This window comes from Edwardsiella anguillarum ET080813 (genome assembly GCF_000264765.2).
GTDB classification, from domain to species: Bacteria; Pseudomonadota; Gammaproteobacteria; order Enterobacterales; family Enterobacteriaceae; genus Edwardsiella; species Edwardsiella anguillarum.
Genome location: NZ_CP006664.1, coordinates 1,701,377 through 1,722,874, shown reverse-complemented (window position 1 = coordinate 1,722,874; position 21,498 = coordinate 1,701,377). Strand labels below are relative to the sequence as shown.

The window sequence follows — 21,498 nt, the reverse complement described above, 5'->3', positions numbered from 1 at the left end:
TCGAGTGTTAGGCTCCGTCTATACCCAGTAGACCCTGACAGGCCACATAGGCCCCCTGGGCGTCGCCGGCGAGGATGGCATCGACGATCGCCTGGTGCTGCTCCAGCTTGACGACTTCATTACCGGTTACCGAACGGAAGTAGCTTTGGTAAACCGAGTTGAACAAGTTGGAGAACGAGGTCAGGAACGGGTTAGCGCTGGCCTTGTAGATTTGCTGGTGGAATTGTACATCGACCCGAATCCAGCGTTCGCGATCAAAATGGCTATTGAGCTCGCGCATTTCATGCATCAGGTTATTGATAGCGGCTTTATCGGTGCCGCTGGCGTGCAGCGCCGTCAGCAGACAGGCTTGTGGCTCCAGCGCATTGCGCAGTACCAGGAAGTGATCTTTGACGTGTTCAAAATTCTCTCGGGTCAGCCACCAGGTCAGCAGCTCCTGGTCGAGAAAATTCCAGCTGCTGCTCGGCATGACGCGCGTACCAATGCGCGGGCGCGGTAGCAGCATACCTTTGGCCGCCAGCATTTTTACCGCCTCACGTACGGCGGTGCGGCTGACACCATAGATCTCACCCAGTTCGAGTTCTCCCGGCAGAATGCTGCCGGACTGATATTCGCCGGACAGGATCCGCTGCCCTATCTTCTCAGCAAGAAGATAGGAAAGATTGCGCTGGGCGGCTTGTTGTTGAGCATTTAGTTGCATGGTTAGTCGATCCTAATCAGGTATGCATATCTATATTCCTCTATTTTATCCTACAAAAAACAAATCACGTTGTACTGTTGGATGAAAAGAGTCCGATATTACGTTTTTTTGTGCGAGATGGTGAAAATGAGCGCAGTTGAGAATTTTTTTTAAATTAAGACTTGTCACGTCGCGAGAAGTCCCTATAATGCGCCTCCACTGACCGGGAACAACGACCAACTCGTAGCCCAGTCAGGTAGAGAAAGCAAAAATAAATGCTTGACTCTGCGGGCGAAAAGCGTAATATACGCAGCCCACGCCGGTGATAACTCAACGGGTTTTCACGGCGACGCTCTTTAACAAATTATCAGACAATCTGTGTGGGCACTCGCAAGATTCGTATTAAGCATTCCTCGGAATGCCAAAATATTTAAAGTCTTGAAGAGTGACAGCAGTTAATTCATTACGAATAAACAGTTTAATTTCTTTGAGCATCAAGCTTTTAATTGAAGAGTTTGATCATGGCTCAGATTGAACGCTGGCGGCAGGCTTAACACATGCAAGTCGAGCGGTAGCAGGGAGAAAGCTTGCTTTCTCCGCTGACGAGCGGCGGACGGGTGAGTAATGTCTGGGGATCTGCCTGATGGAGGGGGATAACTACTGGAAACGGTAGCTAATACCGCATAACGTCGCAAGACCAAAGTGGGGGACCTTCGGGCCTCATGCCATCAGATGAACCCAGATGGGATTAGCTAGTAGGTGAGGTAATGGCTCACCTAGGCGACGATCCCTAGCTGGTCTGAGAGGATGACCAGCCACACTGGAACTGAGACACGGTCCAGACTCCTACGGGAGGCAGCAGTGGGGAATATTGCACAATGGGCGCAAGCCTGATGCAGCCATGCCGCGTGTATGAAGAAGGCCTTCGGGTTGTAAAGTACTTTCAGTAGGGAGGAAGGTGTGAACGTTAATAGCGTTCACAATTGACGTTACCTACAGAAGAAGCACCGGCTAACTCCGTGCCAGCAGCCGCGGTAATACGGAGGGTGCAAGCGTTAATCGGAATTACTGGGCGTAAAGCGCACGCAGGCGGTTTGTTAAGTTGGATGTGAAATCCCCGGGCTTAACCTGGGAACTGCATCCAAGACTGGCAAGCTAGAGTCTCGTAGAGGGAGGTAGAATTCCAGGTGTAGCGGTGAAATGCGTAGAGATCTGGAGGAATACCGGTGGCGAAGGCGGCCTCCTGGACGAAGACTGACGCTCAGGTGCGAAAGCGTGGGGAGCAAACAGGATTAGATACCCTGGTAGTCCACGCTGTAAACGATGTCGATTTGGAGGTTGTGCCCTTGAGGCGTGGCTTCCGAAGCTAACGCGTTAAATCGACCGCCTGGGGAGTACGGCCGCAAGGTTAAAACTCAAATGAATTGACGGGGGCCCGCACAAGCGGTGGAGCATGTGGTTTAATTCGATGCAACGCGAAGAACCTTACCTACTCTTGACATCCAGCGAATCCTGTAGAGATACGGGAGTGCCTTCGGGAACGCTGAGACAGGTGCTGCATGGCTGTCGTCAGCTCGTGTTGTGAAATGTTGGGTTAAGTCCCGCAACGAGCGCAACCCTTATCCTTTGTTGCCAGCGGTTCGGCCGGGAACTCAAAGGAGACTGCCAGTGATAAACTGGAGGAAGGTGGGGATGACGTCAAGTCATCATGGCCCTTACGAGTAGGGCTACACACGTGCTACAATGGCGTATACAAAGAGAAGCGACCTCGCGAGAGCAAGCGGACCTCATAAAGTACGTCGTAGTCCGGATTGGAGTCTGCAACTCGACTCCATGAAGTCGGAATCGCTAGTAATCGTGGATCAGAATGCCACGGTGAATACGTTCCCGGGCCTTGTACACACCGCCCGTCACACCATGGGAGTGGGTTGCAAAAGAAGTAGGTAGCTTAACCTTCGGGAGGGCGCTTACCACTTTGTGATTCATGACTGGGGTGAAGTCGTAACAAGGTAACCGTAGGGGAACCTGCGGTTGGATCACCTCCTTACCTGAAGATACGAAATTGTGTAGTGCTCACACAGATTGTCTGATAGATGTTCGAGCAAATACCTTATGCAGGCTTGTAGCTCAGGTGGTTAGAGCGCACCCCTGATAAGGGTGAGGTCGGTGGTTCGAGTCCACTCAGGCCTACCAACTCCCTTCCTGGGTGAAGCGGACGGTGGTAATAAGGTATCGGCAGTAAAGTCATGGGGCTATAGCTCAGCTGGGAGAGCGCCTGCTTTGCACGCAGGAGGTCTGCGGTTCGATCCCGCATAGCTCCACCATATTTCAGAACATACTGAGAAATCAGCATGTTGTGAAATATTTTGCTCTTTAACAATCTGGAACAAGCTGAAAATTCGAAAACAATCGAATTGCTTTTAATAAGTGATTCGAGAGTCTCTCAAATGCTTACAGCACGAAGTGAAACATCTTCGGGTTGTGAGGTTAAGTGACTAAGCGTACACGGTGGATGCCTAGGCAGTCAGAGGCGATGAAGGACGTGCTAATCTGCGATAAGCGTCGGTGAGCTGATATGAAGCATTATTAGCCGGCGATGTCCGAATGGGGAAACCCAGTGCAATCCGTTGCACTATCGTTAAGTGAATACATAGCTTAACGAGGCGAACCAGGGGAACTGAAACATCTAAGTACCCTGAGGAAAAGAAATCAACCGAGATTCCCCTAGTAGCGGCGAGCGAACGGGGAAGAGCCCAGAACCTGAATCAGTTTGTGCATTAGTGGAAGCGTCTGGAAAGTCGCGCGATACAGGGTGATAGCCCCGTACACGAAGGTGCACAGCTGTGAGTTCGATGAGTAGGGCGGGACACGTGTTATCCTGTCTGAATATGGGGGGACCATCCTCCAAGGCTAAATACTCCTGACTGACCGATAGTGAACCAGTACCGTGAGGGAAAGGCGAAAAGAACCCCGGCGAGGGGAGTGAAATAGAACCTGAAACCGTGTACGTACAAGCAGTGGGAGCATCCTTCGGGGTGTGACTGCGTACCTTTTGTATAATGGGTCAGCGACTTATATTTTGTAGCAAGGTTAACCGAATAGGGGAGCCGTAGGGAAACCGAGTCTTAACTGGGCGTCTAGTTGCAAGGTATAGACCCGAAACCCGGTGATCTAGCCATGGGCAGGTTGAAGGTTGGGTAACACTAACTGGAGGACCGAACCGACTAATGTTGAAAAATTAGCGGATGACTTGTGGCTGGGGGTGAAAGGCCAATCAAACCGGGAGATAGCTGGTTCTCCCCGAAAGCTATTTAGGTAGCGCCTCGTGAACTCATCTTCGGGGGTAGAGCACTGTTTCGGCTAGGGGGTCATCCCGACTTACCAACCCGATGCAAACTACGAATACCGAAGAATGTTATCACGGGAGACACACGGCGGGTGCTAACGTCCGTCGTGAAGAGGGAAACAACCCAGACCGCCAGCTAAGGTCCCAAAGTCATGGTTAAGTGGGAAACGATGTGGGAAGGCATAGACAGCCAGGATGTTGGCTTAGAAGCAGCCATCATTTAAAGAAAGCGTAATAGCTCACTGGTCGAGTCGGCCTGCGCGGAAGATGTAACGGGGCTAAACCATGCACCGAAGCTGCGGCAGCGACGCTTAGGCGTTGTTGGGTAGGGGAGCGTTCTGTAAGCCGTTGAAGGTGGCCTGTGAGGGCTGCTGGAGGTATCAGAAGTGCGAATGCTGACATAAGTAACGATAAAGCGGGTGAAAAGCCCGCTCGCCGGAAGACCAAGGGTTCCTGTCCAACGTTAATCGGGGCAGGGTAAGTCGACCCCTAAGGCGAGGCCGAAAGGCGTAGTCGATGGGAAACAGGTTAATATTCCTGTACTTGGTGTTATTGCGAAGGGGGGACGGAGAAGGCTAGACCGGCCGGGCGACGGTTGTCCCGGTTTAAGCGTGTAGGTGTGATGACCTGGCAAATCCGGTCATCTTTAACACTGAGGCGTGATGACGAGGCACTACGGTGCTGAAGTGGTTAATGCCCTGCTTCCAGGAAAAGCCTCTAAGCTCCAGATAACACTGAATCGTACCCCAAACCGACACAGGTGGTCAGGTAGAGAATACCAAGGCGCTTGAGAGAACTCGGGTGAAGGAACTAGGCAAAATGGTGCCGTAACTTCGGGAGAAGGCACGCTGGCATGTAGGTGAAGTCCCTTGCGGATGGAGCCGAAGCCAGTCGAAGATACCAGCTGGCTGCAACTGTTTAATAAAAACACAGCACTCTGCAAACACGAAAGTGGACGTATAGGGTGTGACGCCTGCCCGGTGCTGGAAGGTTAATTGATGGGGTCAGCCGTAAGGCGAAGCTCTTGATCGAAGCCCCAGTAAACGGCGGCCGTAACTATAACGGTCCTAAGGTAGCGAAATTCCTTGTCGGGTAAGTTCCGACCTGCACGAATGGCGTAATGATGGCCAGGCTGTCTCCACCCGAGACTCAGTGAAATTGAACTCGCTGTGAAGATGCAGTGTACCCGCGGCAAGACGGAAAGACCCCGTGAACCTTTACTATAGCTTGACACTGAACATTGAACCTTGATGTGTAGGATAGGTGGGAGGCTTTGAAGTGTGGACGCCAGTCTGCATGGAGCCGACCTTGAAATACCACCCTTTAATGTTTGATGTTCTAACCTGGCCCCGTGATCCGGGGTAGGGACAGTGTCTGGTGGGTAGTTTGACTGGGGCGGTCTCCTCCCAAAGAGTAACGGAGGAGCACGAAGGTTAGCTAATCCTGGTCGGACATCAGGAGGTTAGTGCAAAGGCATAAGCTAGCTTGACTGCGAGAGTGACGGCTCGAGCAGGTGCGAAAGCAGGTCTTAGTGATCCGGTGGTTCTGAATGGAAGGGCCATCGCTCAACGGATAAAAGGTACTCCGGGGATAACAGGCTGATACCGCCCAAGAGTTCATATCGACGGCGGTGTTTGGCACCTCGATGTCGGCTCATCACATCCTGGGGCTGAAGTAGGTCCCAAGGGTATGGCTGTTCGCCATTTAAAGTGGTACGCGAGCTGGGTTTAGAACGTCGTGAGACAGTTCGGTCCCTATCTGCCGTGGGCGTTGGAAGATTGAGAGGGGCTGCTCCTAGTACGAGAGGACCGGAGTGGACGCACCGCTGGTGTTCGGGTTGTGATGCCAATTGCATTGCCCGGTAGCTACGTGCGGAAAAGATAAGCGCTGAAAGCATCTAAGCGCGAAACTTGCCTCGAGATGAGTCTTCCCTTGGACCTTGAGTCCACTGAAGGAACGTTTAAGACTAAGACGTTGATAGGCTGGGTGTGTAAGCGTAGCGATACGTTGAGCTAACCAGTACTAATGATCCGTGAGACTTAACCTTACAACACCGAAGGTGTTTTAGAGAGACGAATTTAGCTTGTTCAAGATTGGAACCGATGGCCAGTGATGGCGGTTGGTAAAACAGAATTTGCCTGGCGGCGATAGCGCGGTGGTTCCACCTGACCCCATGCCGAACTCAGAAGTGAAACGCCGTAGCGCCGATGGTAGTGTGGGGTCTCCCCATGCGAGAGTAGGGAACTGCCAGGCATCAAATTTAGCGTGCTGATATGGCTCAGTCGGTAGAGCGCACCCTTGGTAAGGGTGAGGTCCCCAGTTCGATTCTGGGTATCAGCACCACTTTTTCGGGGTTTTGTTCGGCAAAAAGAATTTGCTTGGCGGCGATAGCGCGGTGGTCCCACCTGACCCCATGCCGAACTCAGAAGTGAAACGCCGTAGCGCCGATGGTAGTGTGGGGTCTCCCCATGCGAGAGTAGGGAACTGCCAAGCATTAAATAAAGCAAAAAAGCCGCTCACAGAGCGGCTTTTTTGCGTCTGAAGCCAGGCCAGATCCTGTGAAAAACCGCCGTTGGCGGTCTTTTTATACATAGAAGATCTCACCTTACCCTTTAGCTTGTTGCTCTAACCAACGCTGGACGAAGGCTGCAATTTCATCGGGGTTATTAATATCCAGGAATGGGACGGCGCAGTCATGGCGGCTGTCGCTGGCCAGCGCAATGACGTACTCGTCGATAAGGCCGCTAAAGGGCTTGCCAACCGCGTGCCGGTAGAGCGCTATTTTGGCAATGTGCTCATGTTTAAATCCCTCGACCAGAATTAAATCGCAGCGCCTGGCATCGATGCGTGAGGCCAGAAAGCGTAAGTCCAGCGGCTGCCTCTCCGGCGTTTCACTCATCAACGCCCAGCGTAGATCGCTGGCGACCAGCGTTTGATCCGCACCGGCTTTACGCAGCTCATAGCTGTCTTTACCCGGGGTATCGACATCCATATCGTGATGGGTGTGCTTGATTAGGGCGATGCGGATCCCCCGGGCTTTTAGGCTGGGAATCAGCTGTTTCAGCAGCGTGGTTTTTCCGGTACCGCTATAGGCGGCAATGCCCAAGAGTGGTGGGGTCGTCACGGTGATGTGTGTCCCTGTTGTTGTGTCTGCTGGCACTCTTGCAGACTATTAATATTGATAAAGAGCGTGGGATCGGCATAGCGTATGGGCTGCGCATCAACCCATTGCATGAATAGCATGAGCTTACGCTCTCCCCGCAGCAGAAAGGTGCGTAGCTGCGGCAGCAGGCTGCGGTGCCATAGGGCGAGCGTCGGGTGGCGGCGCTCGCCGTCGTCAATATAGGCTGCGAGGGCGTCGCCTTTGCCTTGCCAGAGTACGTTGACCAGATCGGCGGGAATAAAGGGGACATCGCAGGGAACAGAGATAAGCCACGGCGTTTGGCACTGCTCCAGCGCCGTTAGCACGCCGGCCAAGGGGCCAGGAAAGCCCGCCATGCTGTCGCTGAGCACTTCGCAGCCGCTTTGTCGGTAGGTCTGTTGATTTCGATTGGCGCTGATGACGACCCGGGATACCTGGGGCGCTAGACGTTGTAAAACCTGCTGGTACAGGGGTATGGCGTTGAGTGTAACCAATCCTTTATCTCTACCCTGCATCCTGGTGGCCCGCCCGCCCGCTAAAATAACCCCCTCAATGTCCTGCATTGTGAAAGCGCTCCTGTAAGCTGTAGATGTCGAACGATGCTCTATCATAGCGCCCCTTTAATGACGATGTAATAGTTTGTAAATAGTGAGTGTTACACGGTAAACGACTATCTTTGCTAAATTAGGATTGCTAGTTTTAGCAGCCCTGTGAATAGATAAGAGAGCGTACTCTATGAAATGCCATCGCGTTAATGAGCTTATTGAGTTAATCCATCCGGCCTGGCAGCAGGAACCGGATCTGAACCTGATGCAGTTTTTACAGAAACTGGCCGACGAGGCGGGCTATGAGGGCGCACTGGCCGATCTTACTGATGATATTCTGATCTATCACCTGAAAATGCGCGACAGTGAGAAGAGCGCGGTGATCCCGGGCCTGCAAAAAGACTATGAAGAGGATTTCAAAACGGCCCTACTGCGCGCGCGCGGCGTGATTAAAGATTGATGCTATGACGACGTCGGCCTTTAATTTTCAAACTCTGACACCGGATCTCATCCTGGATGCGCTGGAGAGTACGGGGATCCGCGTTGATTCCGGTCTTAGTGAGCTGAACAGCTATGAAAACCGCGTCTATCAGCTGATGGATGAGGAGAGACGACGCTATGTGGTGAAGTTCTATCGGCCCGAGCGTTGGAGCGATGCCCAGATCGCAGAGGAGCATGCTTTCTCTGCCGAGCTGGCCGCGCAGGAGATCCCGCTGGCGGCACCGCTGTTCCTGAATGGTGCCACGCTGCATCACTACCATGGATATGCCTTTGCGGTCTTTCCCAGTCTAGGGGGGCGTGAGTATGAGGTCGATAGCCTCGACCAGCTGGAGTGGGTTGGGCGCTATCTGGGGCGTATCCATCAGGTAGGCCGACGTCAGCTGTTTGGCTGCCGGCCGACCATTGGGCTGGACGAATATGTCTACCAGCCGCGGGCGCTGCTGGCGGAAAGCCCTCTGGTGCCCGAAGCGCAGCGATCTGCGCTGCTATCGGCGTTAGATACGTTGATTGCGGCGTTGCTTCCGTGCTGGCGGGATGATTTGCCACAGCTGCGTCTGCACGGTGACTGCCACCCGGGAAATATACTGTGGCGCGATGGTCCACTGTTCGTGGATCTGGACGATGCGCGCAACGGCCCGGCGATCCAGGATTTGTGGATGCTACTGAATGGAGATGACGCTGAGAAGCGCGTACAGCTGGATGTACTGCTGGAGGCCTACGGCGAATTCAGCGATTTCGATCTGCGTGAGCTGGCGCTGATTGAGCCGCTACGTGCCATGCGGATGATCCACTATGTGGCCTGGATCTGCCGCCGCTGGCAGGATCCCGCGTTTCCGCGCAGTTTTCCCTGGATGGGCGAGTCCCAGTTCTGGCTGCGCCAGACCCAGGTATTTCAAGAGCAGGTCCGTCTGTTACAGGCCGCTCCGCTACAGTTAACGCCGATGTATTGACGATAGATCCCGAATAATGGAGAAGTGATAATGAAAAAGATATGGCTGGCCCTGCTGGGCATGGTTATGGCGTTTGGCGTATCGGCCGCGCAGTTTACTAATGGGGAACAATATACCACGCTGGATAAACCGGTAAGCGGTGCGCCACAGGTATTGGAGTTCTTCTCGTTTTATTGTCCGCATTGCTATGAGTTTGCTGAGGTTTACCATATTCCCCAGGCCATTGAAGGTAAACTGCCACAGGGGATAAAGCTGACCAAATACCACGTAGAGTTTCTTGGCCCGTTAGGAAAACAGCTGACTCAGGCATGGGCTGTCGCGATGGCGCTGGGGGTTGAGGATAAGATTACCCAGCCTATGTTTGATGCGGTACAAAAAACGCAGAGTATTAAGACCGAGGCGGATATTCGCAATGTATTTATTCAGGCCGGGGTGAAACCGCAAGAGTATGACGCTGCGCTGAATAGCTTCGTGGTTAAATCTTTGGTGGTGCAGCAGGAGAAGGCCGCAGAGGATTTCCAGCTGCGCGGCGTTCCGGCGGTGTTTGTAAATGGCAAGTACATGGTGAAAAGCGATGGGTTGGATACCAGCTCCATGGCGAACTATGTGGCGCAGTTTGCCAATGTGGTGCACTTCTTGGTGAGCCAGCCGTAATCGGCGCGCTGACGCTGAGTAATACGCCGGATCTCGTTTCTCCGGCGTTTTTTTTAGACTTTAGACGGTGGGACGGTAACGCTCGCGCAGCCGGGTTATCAGTAGATCCTTACGCTGCCAAAGCGTATTCAGCCATAGCTGAAACTGGCGTTTGAAGCGCTTATTATTGAAATAATCGCCGCGAATTTCATCGCTGATCGGCAGTGTTTCAATGTGTACGACGATGTCTTGCATGCGTCCGCAGAGAAGATCGAGGAAAGGGCGTCGCTCATTCTGTGGGTAAAGCAGCGTGACGTTAAGCACTCGATCAAACTGGCTGCCAAGGGTACTGAGGGTAAACGCGATGCCCGCGGCCTTGGGCTGTAATAGATTCTGATAGGGTGAGTTTTGGCCGCGGCGTTTTTCCTCCGTACAGCGTGAGCCTTCGACGAAATTAACGATGGTGGTTGGACGCAGGCGAAATTTCTCGCATGAACGGCGAGTAGTTTCAATATCCCGATCGCGCCGTTCCGGGTGTTTAAGGAGATAGCTGCGGGAATAGCGCCGCATGAAAGGCATATCCAATGCCCAACAGGCTAGGCCGATAAAAGGTACCCAGGCCAGCTGCTGCTTAAGGAAATACTTATTCATTGGAATATGATTCCGTAGCAATACACACAGCACCACAATATCCGTCCAGCTGTTATGATTGCTGATCAGCAGATACCAGTTTTGCTTACTTAACCCCTCTAGGCCGCTAACGTGCCATTTTAGCCGTGGATTCAGGTACATTAATCCGGCCAAACCTTGGCACCAGCACCACATCAGCCTATCGGAATAGCGGGAAATAGCGCGCCGTATCCCAGGCAGCGGCAGCAGCAGTTTTACTATGCCCAAGCATGTGATTGGCAGCGAGCAGGCCACGGTGACTACGATGGTCAACAGCGTTGTTAATACGAAGATAAAAGGAGACAACACCGTGGCAATCAGGGTAGGCATTGGGAACTCACACCGCACTCGGAAGAATTAGGAGCTGCAATGTTAGCAGATAGGGACGTAAGTCGGCACATTTTGTCCCGCCCAAAGATATTTCTGTAAAAAATTCTGCAGCGTTTTAAAAGTTGGTCATACTATAACGACGCCGAGCGAAGGCTTAGACATCGCCGGTAATACCAGTTAAGTTATACACAGATCATACGTTATGGTTTCTGTATTAAGCTTTCCCTTATTATATATTTATAATGTTGATTTTTATTGATTATATTTATTCAATTTCCATAAAAACCCTTCTGCGTATTAAATGCTCAATATTTTGCTAACAAAGTTATCCACAGATGGATCCGGCGCGATCGTGCGTTACCTGGCGCGATAAAACGCTCCGAATATTCGTCAGCGCACTCGAGGTGTGGCATCCTTACACTCTGATAACCACCACGACAAAGACAGATTATGGCCCAGATAGCTGAAAATCCCCTGATCCTGGTTGATGGATCCTCATACCTTTACCGTGCCTATCATGCGTTTCCACCGCTGACCAATAGCGCCGGGGAGCCTACCGGGGCTATGTATGGTGTGCTGAACATGCTGCGTAGCCTGATCATGCAGTATCAGCCGAGCCATGTTGCCGTGGTGTTTGATGCCAAGGGTAAAACGTTTCGCGATGAGCTGTTTGCCGAATATAAGTCACATCGTCCTCCTATGCCGGACGATCTGCGTGATCAGATAGCGCCGCTGCACCAGATGGTTGAGGCGATGGGGCTACCGCTGCTGGTCGTACCGGGGGTGGAGGCAGACGATGTGATCGGTACGCTGGCGCGCCGCGCTGAGCTGGCGGGGCGGCATGTTCTGATCAGCACTGGCGACAAGGATATGGCGCAGCTGGTAACGCCGAATATCACGCTGATTAATACGATGACCAACACCGTTCTGGGGCCTCAGGAGGTGTGTGACAAATACGGGGTGCCGCCATCGCTGATCATCGACTTTTTAGCGCTGATGGGCGATGCCTCTGACAATATTCCCGGCGTCCCCGGCGTAGGTGAGAAGACGGCGCAAGCGCTGTTGCAGGGCATTGGCAGCCTGAAGACGATTTACGATGATCTCGATCGGGTGGCCACCCTGAGCTTTCGTGGTGCGAAGACCATGGGAGCCAAGCTGCTGTTGAATAAAGAAAAGGCCGATCTTTCCTACCTACTGGCGACCATTAAGACCGACGTCGATCTGGCGCAGGGGTGCGACGATTTAGCCATTAAACCGCTGGATAGCGAGACGCTGCACCGGCTGTTCAGCCGCTATGAGTTTAAGCGTTGGCTGAGCGATGCGCAGGAGGGCTCCTGGCTCACAGGGGCAACAGGCGGTCGTAAAACGCGGGGGGAGAAAATTGCTGACGCACCTGCGGTGCCTGCACCGGAGGTTTCCGTGACGCTGACGCGCGAGGGCTACCAAACGATCCTCGATGAGGCCGCGCTGGAGGCATTGATTACACGCTTGCGCCAGGCCGGGAGCTTTGCCTTTGATACCGAGACCGATTCGCTGGATGTGCTCTCGGCCAATCTGGTGGGGATCTCCTGCGCCGATGCGCCGGGGCAGGCATGTTACATCCCGTTGGCTCATGACTACCTGGATGCGCCGCATCAACTTGATCGTCAGTATGTTCTGGCGCGCCTGCAGCCGCTGCTGGAGGATGAAGAGGTAGCCAAGATTGGCCAGAACCTGAAGTATGATATCGGCGTTATGGCGCGCTATGGCATCACGCTGCGCGGCGTGGCGTTTGATACCATGCTGGAGTCCTATGTGCTCAATAGCGTAGCCGGACGCCATGATATGGACAGCCTGTCGGCCCGCCATCTCGACCATAAAACGATTACGTTTGAAGAGATTGCCGGTAAAGGTAAAGGTCAGCTGACGTTTAATCAAATCCCGCTGGAGCAGGCGGCGGAGTATGCCGCAGAGGATGCCGATGTTACCCTGCAGCTGCATCAGCGTTTATGGCCGACGCTGGAGGGAGAGCCTGGGCCGAGCCATATTTTCCGCGATATCGATATGCCGTTGGTGCCGGTGCTGTCGCGGATGGAGCGTACCGGGGTACTGATCGACAGCGCGATTCTGGGTCAACATTCGCAGGAGCTGGCGATACGGCTGGAGGCGCTGGAGCAGCAGGCGCACAGCGAGGCTGGAGAGCCGTTTAATCTGTCATCGACCAAACAGCTGCAGAGTATTCTGTTTGAAAAGCAGCAGCTGCCGGTATTGAAGAAAACGCCGGGCGGAGCGCCATCCACCAATGAAGAGGTGCTGGCTGAGCTGGCCGAGCAGGGATATGCGCTGCCGCAGGTAATCCTGGAGTACCGCACACTGGCCAAGCTGAAGAGTACCTACACCGATAAGCTGCCGCTGATGGTAAATCCGCTGACGGGTCGGGTACATACCTCTTATCATCAGGCCATCACCGCAACGGGCCGACTGTCATCCAGCGATCCTAACCTGCAGAATATCCCCGTGCGTAGCGACGAAGGGCGGCGTATTCGTCAGGCTTTCATCGCGCCGGTCGGCAGTCGGATTGTGGCGGCGGACTACTCACAGATCGAGCTGCGCATCATGGCGCATTTATCGGGAGACAAAGGGCTGCTGGAGGCGTTTGCTGCAGGGAAAGATATCCATCGTGCCACGGCGGCAGAGGTCTTTGGCCTGCCGTTAGAGGCGGTGAGCGCTGATCAGCGCCGCAGCGCGAAAGCGATTAACTTTGGCCTGATTTATGGTATGAGCGCCTTTGGTCTGGCTCGCCAGCTGAACATTGGCCGCGGCGAAGCCCAACGCTATATGGATCTCTACTTTGAGCGCTACCCGGGCGTGCTGGCCTATATGGAGCGCACCCGCCAGCTGGCATCGGATCAGGGCTATGTTGAAACGCTGGATGGACGCCGACTCTATCTGCCCGAGATCAACGCGCGCAATGGCATGCGCCGTAAAGCGGCGGAGCGTGCCGCGATTAACGCGCCGATGCAGGGAACGGCGGCCGATATCATTAAACGGGCCATGATTGCCGTTGATGGCTGGCTACAGAAGGCCCAACCGGAGGTGCGCATGATTATGCAGGTGCACGATGAACTGGTGTTTGAGGTACCGGAGTCTCAGGTTGAGGCGGTGGTATGTCAGGTTCGCGCGCTGATGGAGAATAGTCTGTCGCTGGCAGTTCCATTAAAAGTTGATATTGGTTGCGGTGAAAACTGGGATCAAGCTCACTAAATTGCGGCCTTTTAATCCATTTATGTAATTTAACTACATAAAAACGCGTTAATGGATGAGGTTTGCGGATTTAAATGGCATATTTTTGTAAGTAAGCAACAAAAAAGGTTGATCGATACATAAAATGTTGTACAGTTGTCAGCGTAGGGTACAGAGGTAAGATGTTCTATCTTTCAGACCTTTTACTTCACGTAATCGGATTTGGCTGATTATTAGCCGCCCCAGTCTTTATGACTGGGGCGTTTTTTTTGTATAAAGAACACGTTAGCTGAAATATCACCGCGTATACCTCGCCGGTGGTGCCGGACGCGTGTTGACGTCGTAAGACGCTTGTCGCTGATGTGATTATTTTCTATTTTGTTGAAAAATGACATAAAAAAGCCGCTTGCGCGGCTGATGGCATCTGTAGGCCTGAGGCTCATTACTCGCCGATGCTGGGATCGTCGTCCTCGTCCGCCTGCTGAGGTGCAATCTCGCTGAACCAGGTATCCAGCTTATCTCTCAGCTTATCGACGCCGAACTTTTTGAGGGAGGAGAATGCGTCGACCTGAATGTCGCCCATAAACGGCAGAACCGCCTCTCGCACCATATTCAGCTGCGCCTTGCGGGCGCCAGAGGCCAATTTATCGGCCTTGGTTAACAGCAGCAATACCGGCAGGCCGGCCTCTACCGCCCAGGCGATCATCTGCTGATCGAGATCCTTTAGCGGATGGCGGATATCCATCAGTACGACTAATCCCTTCAGACACTGCCGTTTCTGCAGATACTCCCCCAGCGCCTGCTGCCATTTACGCTTCATCTCTTCCGGGACTTCGGCGTAGCCATAGCCCGGCAGATCGACTAGGCGAATGCCATCCTCAACCTCGAACAGATTGATAAGCTGGGTACGTCCCGGCGTTTTACTGGTACGCGCCAGACTTTTCTGATTGGTTAGCGTATTGAGGGCGCTGGATTTCCCGGCGTTGGATCGCCCGGCAAACGCCACCTCAATGCCGGTATCTGCCGGCAGGTGGCGAATATCGGGGGCGCTGGTGACGAAGTGTGTCAGATGGTAGTTGTAAGTTTGACGGGCCAAGAGGATCGTCTCCCTGTTGCTGGAGGAATAATGGCAGGAATTATAACCATAATGACGGGAAAGGGCGCGTAAATCCGTGTGCTGTCGGCATGGATGGCGTAAGCCATTGGCCCGCCTCCGCGTAAGCGATCGGCTATAGCGTTATCAGATAATGGCGTATCATTCTGTAAGGCCTTGATTTTTTACTCATTGATATTCAGCTAATTACATTACTTGTGTGATATCGATCGACTATCGAGGCGCGATTTCGCGTATTGTTCTTTACCATCAGTAGGATAGATTAACTCCAGCGCAGGGATGCAGCGTAAAACGGACTCTTCGTCAGGATGACGATGCCCAGGGGGCGTTAAGGATAACGCGTCGGGGTAAGGAGACCGGCCACAGGATGTGGCGCGACAGACAGGAGGTTTGTCACAGGGAGGTATCTGGCTCGGGAGTGGGCTACCGCCTTCGGGCGGGAGAGGGAGTTTGCCTTAGGGATGAGGGCAGGGAGCATCACCGCAAAGGGATAAACCGGGACGTTGTTTGCCGTTAGGGATGATTAGTGTGAATATCCTTCTGCAGAAGGTATAAAATTAAGGCGACAGTTTAGGCTGTCGCCTTTTTTCTTTGCGGCCTTTCTGATAGATTTCGCCGCAGTTTTCGACATCTCTGATCAAGAGTATAAGTTATGAGTCCGGTGAATAAATCAAAGGCCGTTAAAGCCAAAAAAACACGTAAAACCCGTCAGGAGCTGGATCTGGAAGGACGCGAGCGCAAACGCCAGAAAAAGCGCCGCGGCCATAAGCCGGGCGCCCGCAATAATGACAGCGCGGCTCAGGGGGGAAAGGGAAGTAGCCGCGCAGGGCGCGATCCGCGTCTCGGCAGCAAGACGCCGGTTACGCTGGTGGTCGATAGTCAAGTGACAGCGCAGCGCCGTCCGCAGCCGCCGGTACAGCCAGAGGTGAAGAAGGCGCTCTCCCCGGAAGAGGAGCTGGCGCGTCTGGAAAATGATCCGCGTTTGGATGCCCTGCTGGAGCGTCTGGAAAATGGCGCGACGCTGAATGGCGAAGAGCAACGCTATGTGGACGAGATGCTGGATCGCATCGATGCGCTGATGGAAGAGCTGGGTATCGAGCTGGAAGATGATGAGGACGAGGCTGAGGAACAGGAAGACATCATGCAGCTGCTGCGCCGCGGCAGCCCAAAAGATGCTATCTGATGCCGGATGAGCCTGATTCTGGTCATCGGTCTGATGCTCACATGTTATCTGCTGTGGTTATTGGCTAAACTATGGCGGCTGTCGCAGCGCAAAGCGCGCTGGCAACGGGCCGCCATGCGTTACGGCAGGCCGTCGGCTTCTCCACTGCGCGCAGTCAGGAGAAAACAGAATAAGGAGTGAGCATCCATGTCAGAACAGACTATCGTCTGGGATTTGGCCCTGATCCAGAAATATAACTATTCCGGGCCGCGCTATACCTCGTACCCCACCGCGCTAGAGTTTAACCAACGCTTTGATGAGGCGGACTTTCTGCGTGCCGTAGCCCGCTATCCCGATCGGGCGCTTTCCCTTTACGTGCATATCCCGTTCTGCCATAAGCTGTGTTACTTCTGCGGCTGCAATAAGATTGTGACCCGTCAGTCCCACAAGGCCGACGAGTATTTGGATAAGCTGGCGCTGGAGATCGCCGCTCGCGCGCCGCTGTTTGCCGGGCGGACGGTGAGCCAGCTGCACTGGGGCGGCGGTACGCCGACCTTTCTCAATAAGGTGCAGATTAGCCGCCTCATGACGCTGCTGCGTCGCCATTTTACCTTTGCGCCTCAGGCGGAGATTTCGATAGAGATCGATCCGCGGGAGATTGCGCTGGATGTGCTGGACCACCTGCGCCAAGAAGGATTTAACCGCCTGAGCATGGGGGTTCAGGACTTTAATAAGACCGTGCAGGCGTTGGTCAACCGCGAGCAGGATGAGGCGTTTATCTTTTCCCTGCTGCGTCACGCGCGGGAAATAGGCTTTACCTCTACCAACATCGATCTGATTTATGGTCTGCCCCGCCAGACGCCGGAGAGCTTCGATTTTACGCTGCAAAAGGTGATCGAGCTGAATCCCGATCGACTCAGCATTTTTAACTATGCGCACATGCCCAAGCTGTTTGCCGCTCAGCGTAAGATCAAGGATGCCGATCTGCCGAGCGCAGACCATAAGCTGGCCATTCTACAGCAGAGCATCGCGACGCTGACCGGCGTGGGATACCAGTTTATCGGGATGGACCACTTCGCCCACCGCGACGATGAGCTGGCAGTGGCCCAGCGCGCCGGTAAGCTGCATCGCAACTTTCAAGGGTATACCACGCAGGGCGACAGCGATTTACTGGGGCTGGGCGTGTCGGCGATTAGCATGATCGGGGATAGTTATGCTCAAAATCGCAAGGTGCTGAAGGAGTACTATGCCGCGGTTGAGGCGCAGGGTAACGCGCTGTGGCGCGGGCTGGCCATGAGCCGGGATGACTGCATTCGCCGCGATGTGATTAAGGGGCTTATCTGTAATTTCCGCTTGGATTTCGCGCCGATAGAGCAGCAGTACGGCATTCGCTTCGTGGATTATTTCATCGAGGATCTGCTGTTGCTGCGTCCGCTGGCGCAGGATGGGCTGGTCGAGCTGGGGGAGACGGCGATTAATGTCACGCCGCGCGGTCGTTTGCTGATCCGGAATATCTGCATGTGCTTTGATGTGTATCTGCGTCATCAGGCCCGAATGCAGCAGTTTTCGCGCGTCATCTGACGCCCGTCGATAAAACAATCCCCGGCACGCCGGGGATTGTTTTAGGCTTAGCGGTTCAGACGCTCCAGAACAGCAGTGCCAGCAGCTGGGGCGACATAATGCGTAGGAACATCGCCAGAGGATAGACCGTGGCGTAGGAGAGCGCTGCAGCCCCGCTGGTGGCGTGGAGGCCGTTGGCGAAGGCCAGCGCCGGGGGATCGGTCATCGCTCCCGCCAGCATGCCGCAGAGGGTGAGATAGTTCATCTTGATCATCAGACGCGCTAGAAGCGCCGCCGTGAGCAGCGGAATGGCGGTGATCAGGATCCCGTAGCCAATCCAGGTGACCCCTTCGCCGTTGAGCAGCGTGTCGATGAAGTTACCGCCGGACTTCAGCCCGACGACCGCCAGGAACAGCACGATCCCCAGTTCGCGTAGCGCCAGGTTGGCGCTGGGCGGCATAAACCAGTACAGCTTACCGATGCTGCCGATACGGCCCAGGATCAGAGCGACCACCAGTGGCCCGCCGGCCAGTCCTAGCTTGAGCGCCGCCGGGAAGCCCGGAATGAACAGGGGTACCGACCCCAGCAGAACGCCCAGCCCGATACCGATAAAGACCGGCAGCATCTGCACCTGCTGTAGCTTTTGCTGGGCGTTACCGACGATGGCGGCGACGGCATCGATCGCCTGAGGCCGGCCGACCAGATTGAGAATATCGCCGAACTGCAGTGTCGCATTATTACCGGCCACCAGCTCGACGCCGGCGCGGTTAAGCCGCGAGATCACGACATCGTACTTTTGCTTCAGGTTGAGATCGCGGATCTTTTTTCCCAGAACCTTCTCGTTGGTGACCACGACGCGGCTGACCTGCAGCTCGGTACCGCGGGTGGACAGCGAGGTGTCCACCTGTTCACCGATCACCAGCCTGGCGTTCTCCAGCTCCTGCTTTTGCCCCACCAGATGGAGCAGATCGCCGATTTCGATCTGGGTGGTGGGCAGCGGCACCATGAGAAAATCACCGCGCTTGAGGCGTGAGCAGACGATGGTATCGCTATTCAGGATCGGCACCTCCTGCATGGACAGTCCGCTCAGGTTGGGGTTGCGCACCATGATATTCATGGTTTGCAGCAGCTCGTGGCTGTGGCCGCTACGCGCGTCGAAGTCACGCGCCTCGGCGTCGATATTGATGCGGAACAGCAGGCGCACCAGCCACATCACCAGCAGAATGCCGCAGATGCCGAAGGGATAGGCCATGGCGTAGCCCATCCCCATCAGATCTATCTGGGATGGATTGGACCCCAGATCGGTCAATATCTGCTGCCCGGCGCCGAGCGCCGGCGTGTTGGTGACAGCGCCGGAGAAAATGCCCAGAATGATCGGCAGAGGAACGGCAAACAGCTTGTGAATGGCGGCGGTAATCAGCCCGCTTATCAGTACCATTAGGACGGCAAAGGCGTTGAGGCGCAGGCCGGAAACGCGCAGCGAGGAGAAAAAGCCGGGCCCCACCTGAATACCGATGCTGTAGACGAACAGGATCAGGCCAAATTCCTGAATAAAATGCAGCATATCGCTGTTGAGATCCAGCTGGTAGCGCTGGGCAAAATGGCCGACGATGATCCCGCCGAACAGGACGCCGCCGATCCCCAGGCCGACGCCATAGATCCGCCAGTTACCAATCCATAACCCAAGTACTGCGACCAGTGACAGCATACTGACCGTAAGGGCGATATCGCTCATGATACATCCTTGATGATTAAACGACTCCGGTGAAACGCGCGCGACCGGATGATCCGCTGGGGTAACGGAAAACCCACCTGAACATTGTTACAGAGCGTCGGTAAATGGACTGTGTCACACGGCACAGCCCGGGTATTTAGTGGATATCCTAGCAGATATTCTTCCGGGGACGCTGGGGGCTCAAGGCGTGCCATAATGGTCACGCCCTGAGCGTAGAGGGGTTATCCCAACAGGTGGAGCAGCGCGGCGCACAGCACAGCGGCAACGGCGGCATGCGATGATGGCCCGCCGCTGGCGCTGAGTTCGGCGCCGTGGGAAACCATGGCGTACAGCGAATCGATCATCATTATTCTCCCGTTAAAACGCAGCCGATCATACTCGCTCGCGCGGGGGTGTAAAGATCGCGCCTGGCGTTTTTTTGTGCGCCGTGCAGCGTTTTTAACCGAGGGTATCCGCTCTCCGTCATTATTCCATTCCCAGCTCTTTCAGCTTGCGGGTCAGGGTATTACGGCCCCATCCGAGCAGTCTGGCCGCCTCTTGCTTATGACCCTGTGTGTGGCGCAGGGCGCAGTTCAGCAGCGTACGCTCCATCTCCGGCAGGGCTTCGGCCAGCAGATCCTGCTGGCCGCTCTGCAGGGCATGCTCCGCCCACTGACTCAGCAGCCGTGGCCAGCTGTCCGGCGAGAGCGCCACCGGCTGACGCTCATCGCGCACGCCGTCAAACAGCTCCGTCGGCAGATCCTGAGCCAACACCTCTTGGCCTGCGGCCATGACCGTCAGCCAGCGGCAGGTATTCTCCAGCTGGCGCACGTTGCCTGGCCACGGCAGACGGGTAAGCGCCGCCTCGGCCTCCGGGCTGAGCACTTTGGCCTCGACGCCCAGCTCGTGGCCCGCCACTTTGAGAAAGTGGCGGGCCAGGCGCGGTATATCCTCGCGCCGCTCACGCAGCGGCGGAAGATGGACGCGGATTACGTTAAGGCGGTGGAAGAGATCTTCGCGGAACTTCCCCTCTTGCACCCGCTGTTCCAGATTCTGGTGGGTGGCGGCGATGATGCGTACATCGACCCTGACCGGCGCATAGCCGCCGATGCGATAAAACTGTCCGTCGGCCAGCACGCGCAGCAGACGGGTCTGAACGTCCAGCGGCATGTCGCCGATTTCATCGAGAAACAGCGTCCCGCCGTCCGCCTGTTCAAAGCGCCCTTGGCGGATCTGGTTGGCGCCGGTAAAGGCGCCTTTCTCATGGCCGAACAGCTCGGACTCGATCAGATCGCGTGGAATGGCCGCCATATTCAGGGCGATAAACGGCGCCTTGGCGCGCGGGCTGTGGCGGTGCAGCGCATGGGCGACCAGCTCTTTCCCGGTGCCCGACTCCCCATTGATCAGCACGCTGATGGAGGAGCGAGACAGGCGTCCGATAATGCGAAAGACATCCTGCATCGCCGCCGCCTCACCGATGATATCGGCGCTGGGATCGCTCCCCGGCGCCTGGCGCGCGGGCTGCTGCTGTTCCTGATAGTGACTGATGGCGCGTTCGACGAGCGCGACGGCTTCGTCAATGTCGAACGGTTTGGGCAGATAATCAAAGGCACCCCGCTGGTAGGCGCTGACCGCGGCATCCAGATCGGAGTGGGCCGTCATAATGATGACCGGCAGCAGCGGATGGCGCGCTTTTATCTGCTGCAGCAGGGCCAGTCCGTCCATACCGGGCATGCGGATGTCTGATAGTAGAACGTCCGGCGTCTGGGCGCTCATCGCCGTCAGAGCCGACTGACCATTTTCAAACGTGGCGCAGCGCAAACCTGCGCCGGTCAGCGCACGCTCTAAGACCCAGCGGATGGCACTGTCATCGTCGACGATCCAGACGAGACCCGGTTGCATTGTCATGGTGACCACCTGTTGCGTAAGGG

Annotated in this window: 16 protein-coding genes, 3 tRNA genes and 4 rRNA genes; 15 read left to right on the top strand and 8 right to left on the bottom strand. The window is 55.0% G+C overall.

Going from position 1 to position 21,498, the window contains the following annotated elements:
* Positions 1–7: 7 nt before the first annotated feature.
* On the bottom strand, positions 8–700 hold the full coding sequence (locus ETEE_RS07750; RefSeq protein WP_015462580.1) for a FadR/GntR family transcriptional regulator: 693 nt from the start codon (positions 698–700) through the stop codon (positions 8–10).
* Positions 701–1,182: 482 nt separating this feature from the next.
* Here ETEE_RS07750 and ETEE_RS07745 point away from each other — a divergent pair.
* From ETEE_RS07745 to rrf (ETEE_RS07715), 7 genes are all read left to right on the top strand, one after another.
* Positions 1,183–2,726 (top strand): 16S ribosomal RNA (locus ETEE_RS07745).
* A gap of 69 nt (positions 2,727–2,795) precedes the next feature.
* Positions 2,796–2,872, top strand: a tRNA-Ile gene (locus ETEE_RS07740).
* A gap of 55 nt (positions 2,873–2,927) precedes the next feature.
* Positions 2,928–3,003, top strand: a tRNA-Ala gene (locus tag ETEE_RS07735).
* 161 nt (positions 3,004–3,164) lie between these two features.
* Positions 3,165–6,072: ribosomal RNA gene (locus ETEE_RS07730) — 23S ribosomal RNA — on the top strand.
* A gap of 90 nt (positions 6,073–6,162) precedes the next feature.
* A 5S ribosomal RNA gene (gene rrf, locus ETEE_RS07725) occupies positions 6,163–6,278 on the top strand.
* Positions 6,279–6,292: 14 nt separating this feature from the next.
* A tRNA-Thr gene (locus ETEE_RS07720) sits at positions 6,293–6,368 on the top strand.
* 34 nt (positions 6,369–6,402) lie between these two features.
* Positions 6,403–6,518, top strand: a 5S ribosomal RNA gene (gene rrf / locus ETEE_RS07715).
* The 16S, 23S and 5S rRNA genes sit together here with 3 tRNA genes alongside, the layout of an rRNA operon.
* 112 nt (positions 6,519–6,630) lie before the next feature.
* On the opposite strand, the gene mobB is transcribed toward rrf (ETEE_RS07715), so the two are convergent.
* Both mobB and mobA read right to left on the bottom strand, forming a co-directional pair.
* Complete coding sequence (gene mobB / locus ETEE_RS07710; protein ID WP_034165455.1) at positions 6,631–7,155, bottom strand: molybdopterin-guanine dinucleotide biosynthesis protein MobB; 525 nt, start codon at positions 7,153–7,155, stop codon at positions 6,631–6,633.
* The gene (mobA, locus tag ETEE_RS07705; RefSeq protein WP_034165454.1) at positions 7,146–7,730 is read right to left on the bottom strand and encodes a molybdenum cofactor guanylyltransferase MobA; all 585 of its coding nucleotides are present in this window, start codon (positions 7,728–7,730) and stop codon (positions 7,146–7,148) included. The genes mobB and mobA overlap by 10 nt, the downstream gene beginning before the upstream one ends.
* Before the next feature lie 172 nt (positions 7,731–7,902).
* Between mobA and ETEE_RS07700 the strand changes: the two genes are divergently transcribed.
* From ETEE_RS07700 to dsbA, 3 genes are read left to right on the top strand one after another with little or no spacing between them, the layout of a single operon-like run.
* Positions 7,903–8,172: a YihD family protein gene (locus ETEE_RS07700; protein WP_015873027.1), complete on the top strand. Its 270-nt coding sequence runs from the start codon at positions 7,903–7,905 to the stop codon at positions 8,170–8,172.
* 4 nt (positions 8,173–8,176) lie between these two features.
* Entirely contained in the window at positions 8,177–9,163 is a 987-nt protein-coding gene (locus ETEE_RS07695; RefSeq protein WP_034165452.1) for a serine/threonine protein kinase, read from the top strand.
* Positions 9,164–9,193: 30 nt separating this feature from the next.
* Entirely contained in the window at positions 9,194–9,817 is a 624-nt protein-coding gene (gene dsbA / locus ETEE_RS07690; RefSeq protein WP_034165451.1) for a thiol:disulfide interchange protein DsbA, read from the top strand.
* A gap of 60 nt (positions 9,818–9,877) precedes the next feature.
* Here the strand turns inward: dsbA and ETEE_RS07685 are convergent, their stop codons facing one another.
* A complete protein-coding gene (locus tag ETEE_RS07685) occupies positions 9,878–10,795 on the bottom strand; it encodes an acyltransferase (protein ID WP_034165450.1) in 918 nt (305 codons plus the stop codon).
* 450 nt (positions 10,796–11,245) lie between these two features.
* Here ETEE_RS07685 and polA point away from each other — a divergent pair, with 450 nt between their 5' ends.
* Both polA and spfP read left to right on the top strand, forming a co-directional pair.
* Positions 11,246–14,038, top strand: a complete 2,793-nt coding sequence (polA, locus tag ETEE_RS07680) for a DNA polymerase I (RefSeq protein WP_034165449.1) — start codon at positions 11,246–11,248, stop codon at positions 14,036–14,038.
* A gap of 161 nt (positions 14,039–14,199) precedes the next feature.
* Positions 14,200–14,247 (top strand): small protein SpfP, encoded by a 48-nt coding sequence (gene spfP / locus ETEE_RS22410; RefSeq protein ID WP_071892919.1) that lies wholly within the window; start codon positions 14,200–14,202, stop codon positions 14,245–14,247.
* A gap of 212 nt (positions 14,248–14,459) precedes the next feature.
* On the opposite strand, the gene yihA is transcribed toward spfP, so the two are convergent.
* On the bottom strand, positions 14,460–15,113 hold the full coding sequence (gene yihA / locus ETEE_RS07675) for a ribosome biogenesis GTP-binding protein YihA/YsxC (protein WP_034165448.1): 654 nt from the start codon (positions 15,111–15,113) through the stop codon (positions 14,460–14,462).
* A 670-nt stretch (positions 15,114–15,783) separates the two neighbouring features.
* On the opposite strand from yihA, the gene yihI reads away from it, so the two are divergent.
* Genes yihI through hemN form a run of 3 tightly spaced genes read left to right on the top strand, consistent with a single transcriptional unit; the run spans position 15,784 to position 17,874 of the window.
* Entirely contained in the window at positions 15,784–16,314 is a 531-nt protein-coding gene (yihI, locus tag ETEE_RS07670; protein WP_034165446.1) for a Der GTPase-activating protein YihI, read from the top strand.
* 6 nt (positions 16,315–16,320) lie between these two features.
* Positions 16,321–16,494, top strand: a complete 174-nt coding sequence (locus ETEE_RS20020; RefSeq protein WP_071844101.1) for a high mobility group protein Z — start codon at positions 16,321–16,323, stop codon at positions 16,492–16,494.
* Positions 16,495–16,500: 6 nt separating this feature from the next.
* Positions 16,501–17,874: an oxygen-independent coproporphyrinogen III oxidase gene (gene hemN / locus ETEE_RS07665; RefSeq protein ID WP_034165445.1), complete on the top strand. Its 1,374-nt coding sequence runs from the start codon at positions 16,501–16,503 to the stop codon at positions 17,872–17,874.
* Between the two features lie 55 nt (positions 17,875–17,929).
* On the opposite strand, the gene ETEE_RS07660 is transcribed toward hemN, so the two are convergent.
* The 3 genes from ETEE_RS07660 to glnG all read right to left on the bottom strand — a co-directional run bounded on the left by ETEE_RS07660 (position 17,930) and on the right by glnG (position 21,469).
* The gene (locus ETEE_RS07660; protein WP_034165443.1) at positions 17,930–19,588 is read right to left on the bottom strand and encodes a putative transporter; all 1,659 of its coding nucleotides are present in this window, start codon (positions 19,586–19,588) and stop codon (positions 17,930–17,932) included.
* 221 nt (positions 19,589–19,809) lie between these two features.
* The gene (locus tag ETEE_RS21235) at positions 19,810–19,932 is read right to left on the bottom strand and encodes a YshB family small membrane protein (RefSeq protein ID WP_015462572.1); all 123 of its coding nucleotides are present in this window, start codon (positions 19,930–19,932) and stop codon (positions 19,810–19,812) included.
* A 121-nt stretch (positions 19,933–20,053) separates the two neighbouring features.
* Positions 20,054–21,469, bottom strand: coding sequence for a nitrogen regulation protein NR(I) (gene glnG / locus ETEE_RS07655; RefSeq protein WP_034165442.1), 1,416 nt, complete (start codon positions 21,467–21,469; stop codon positions 20,054–20,056).
* Positions 21,470–21,498 lie beyond the last annotated feature (29 nt).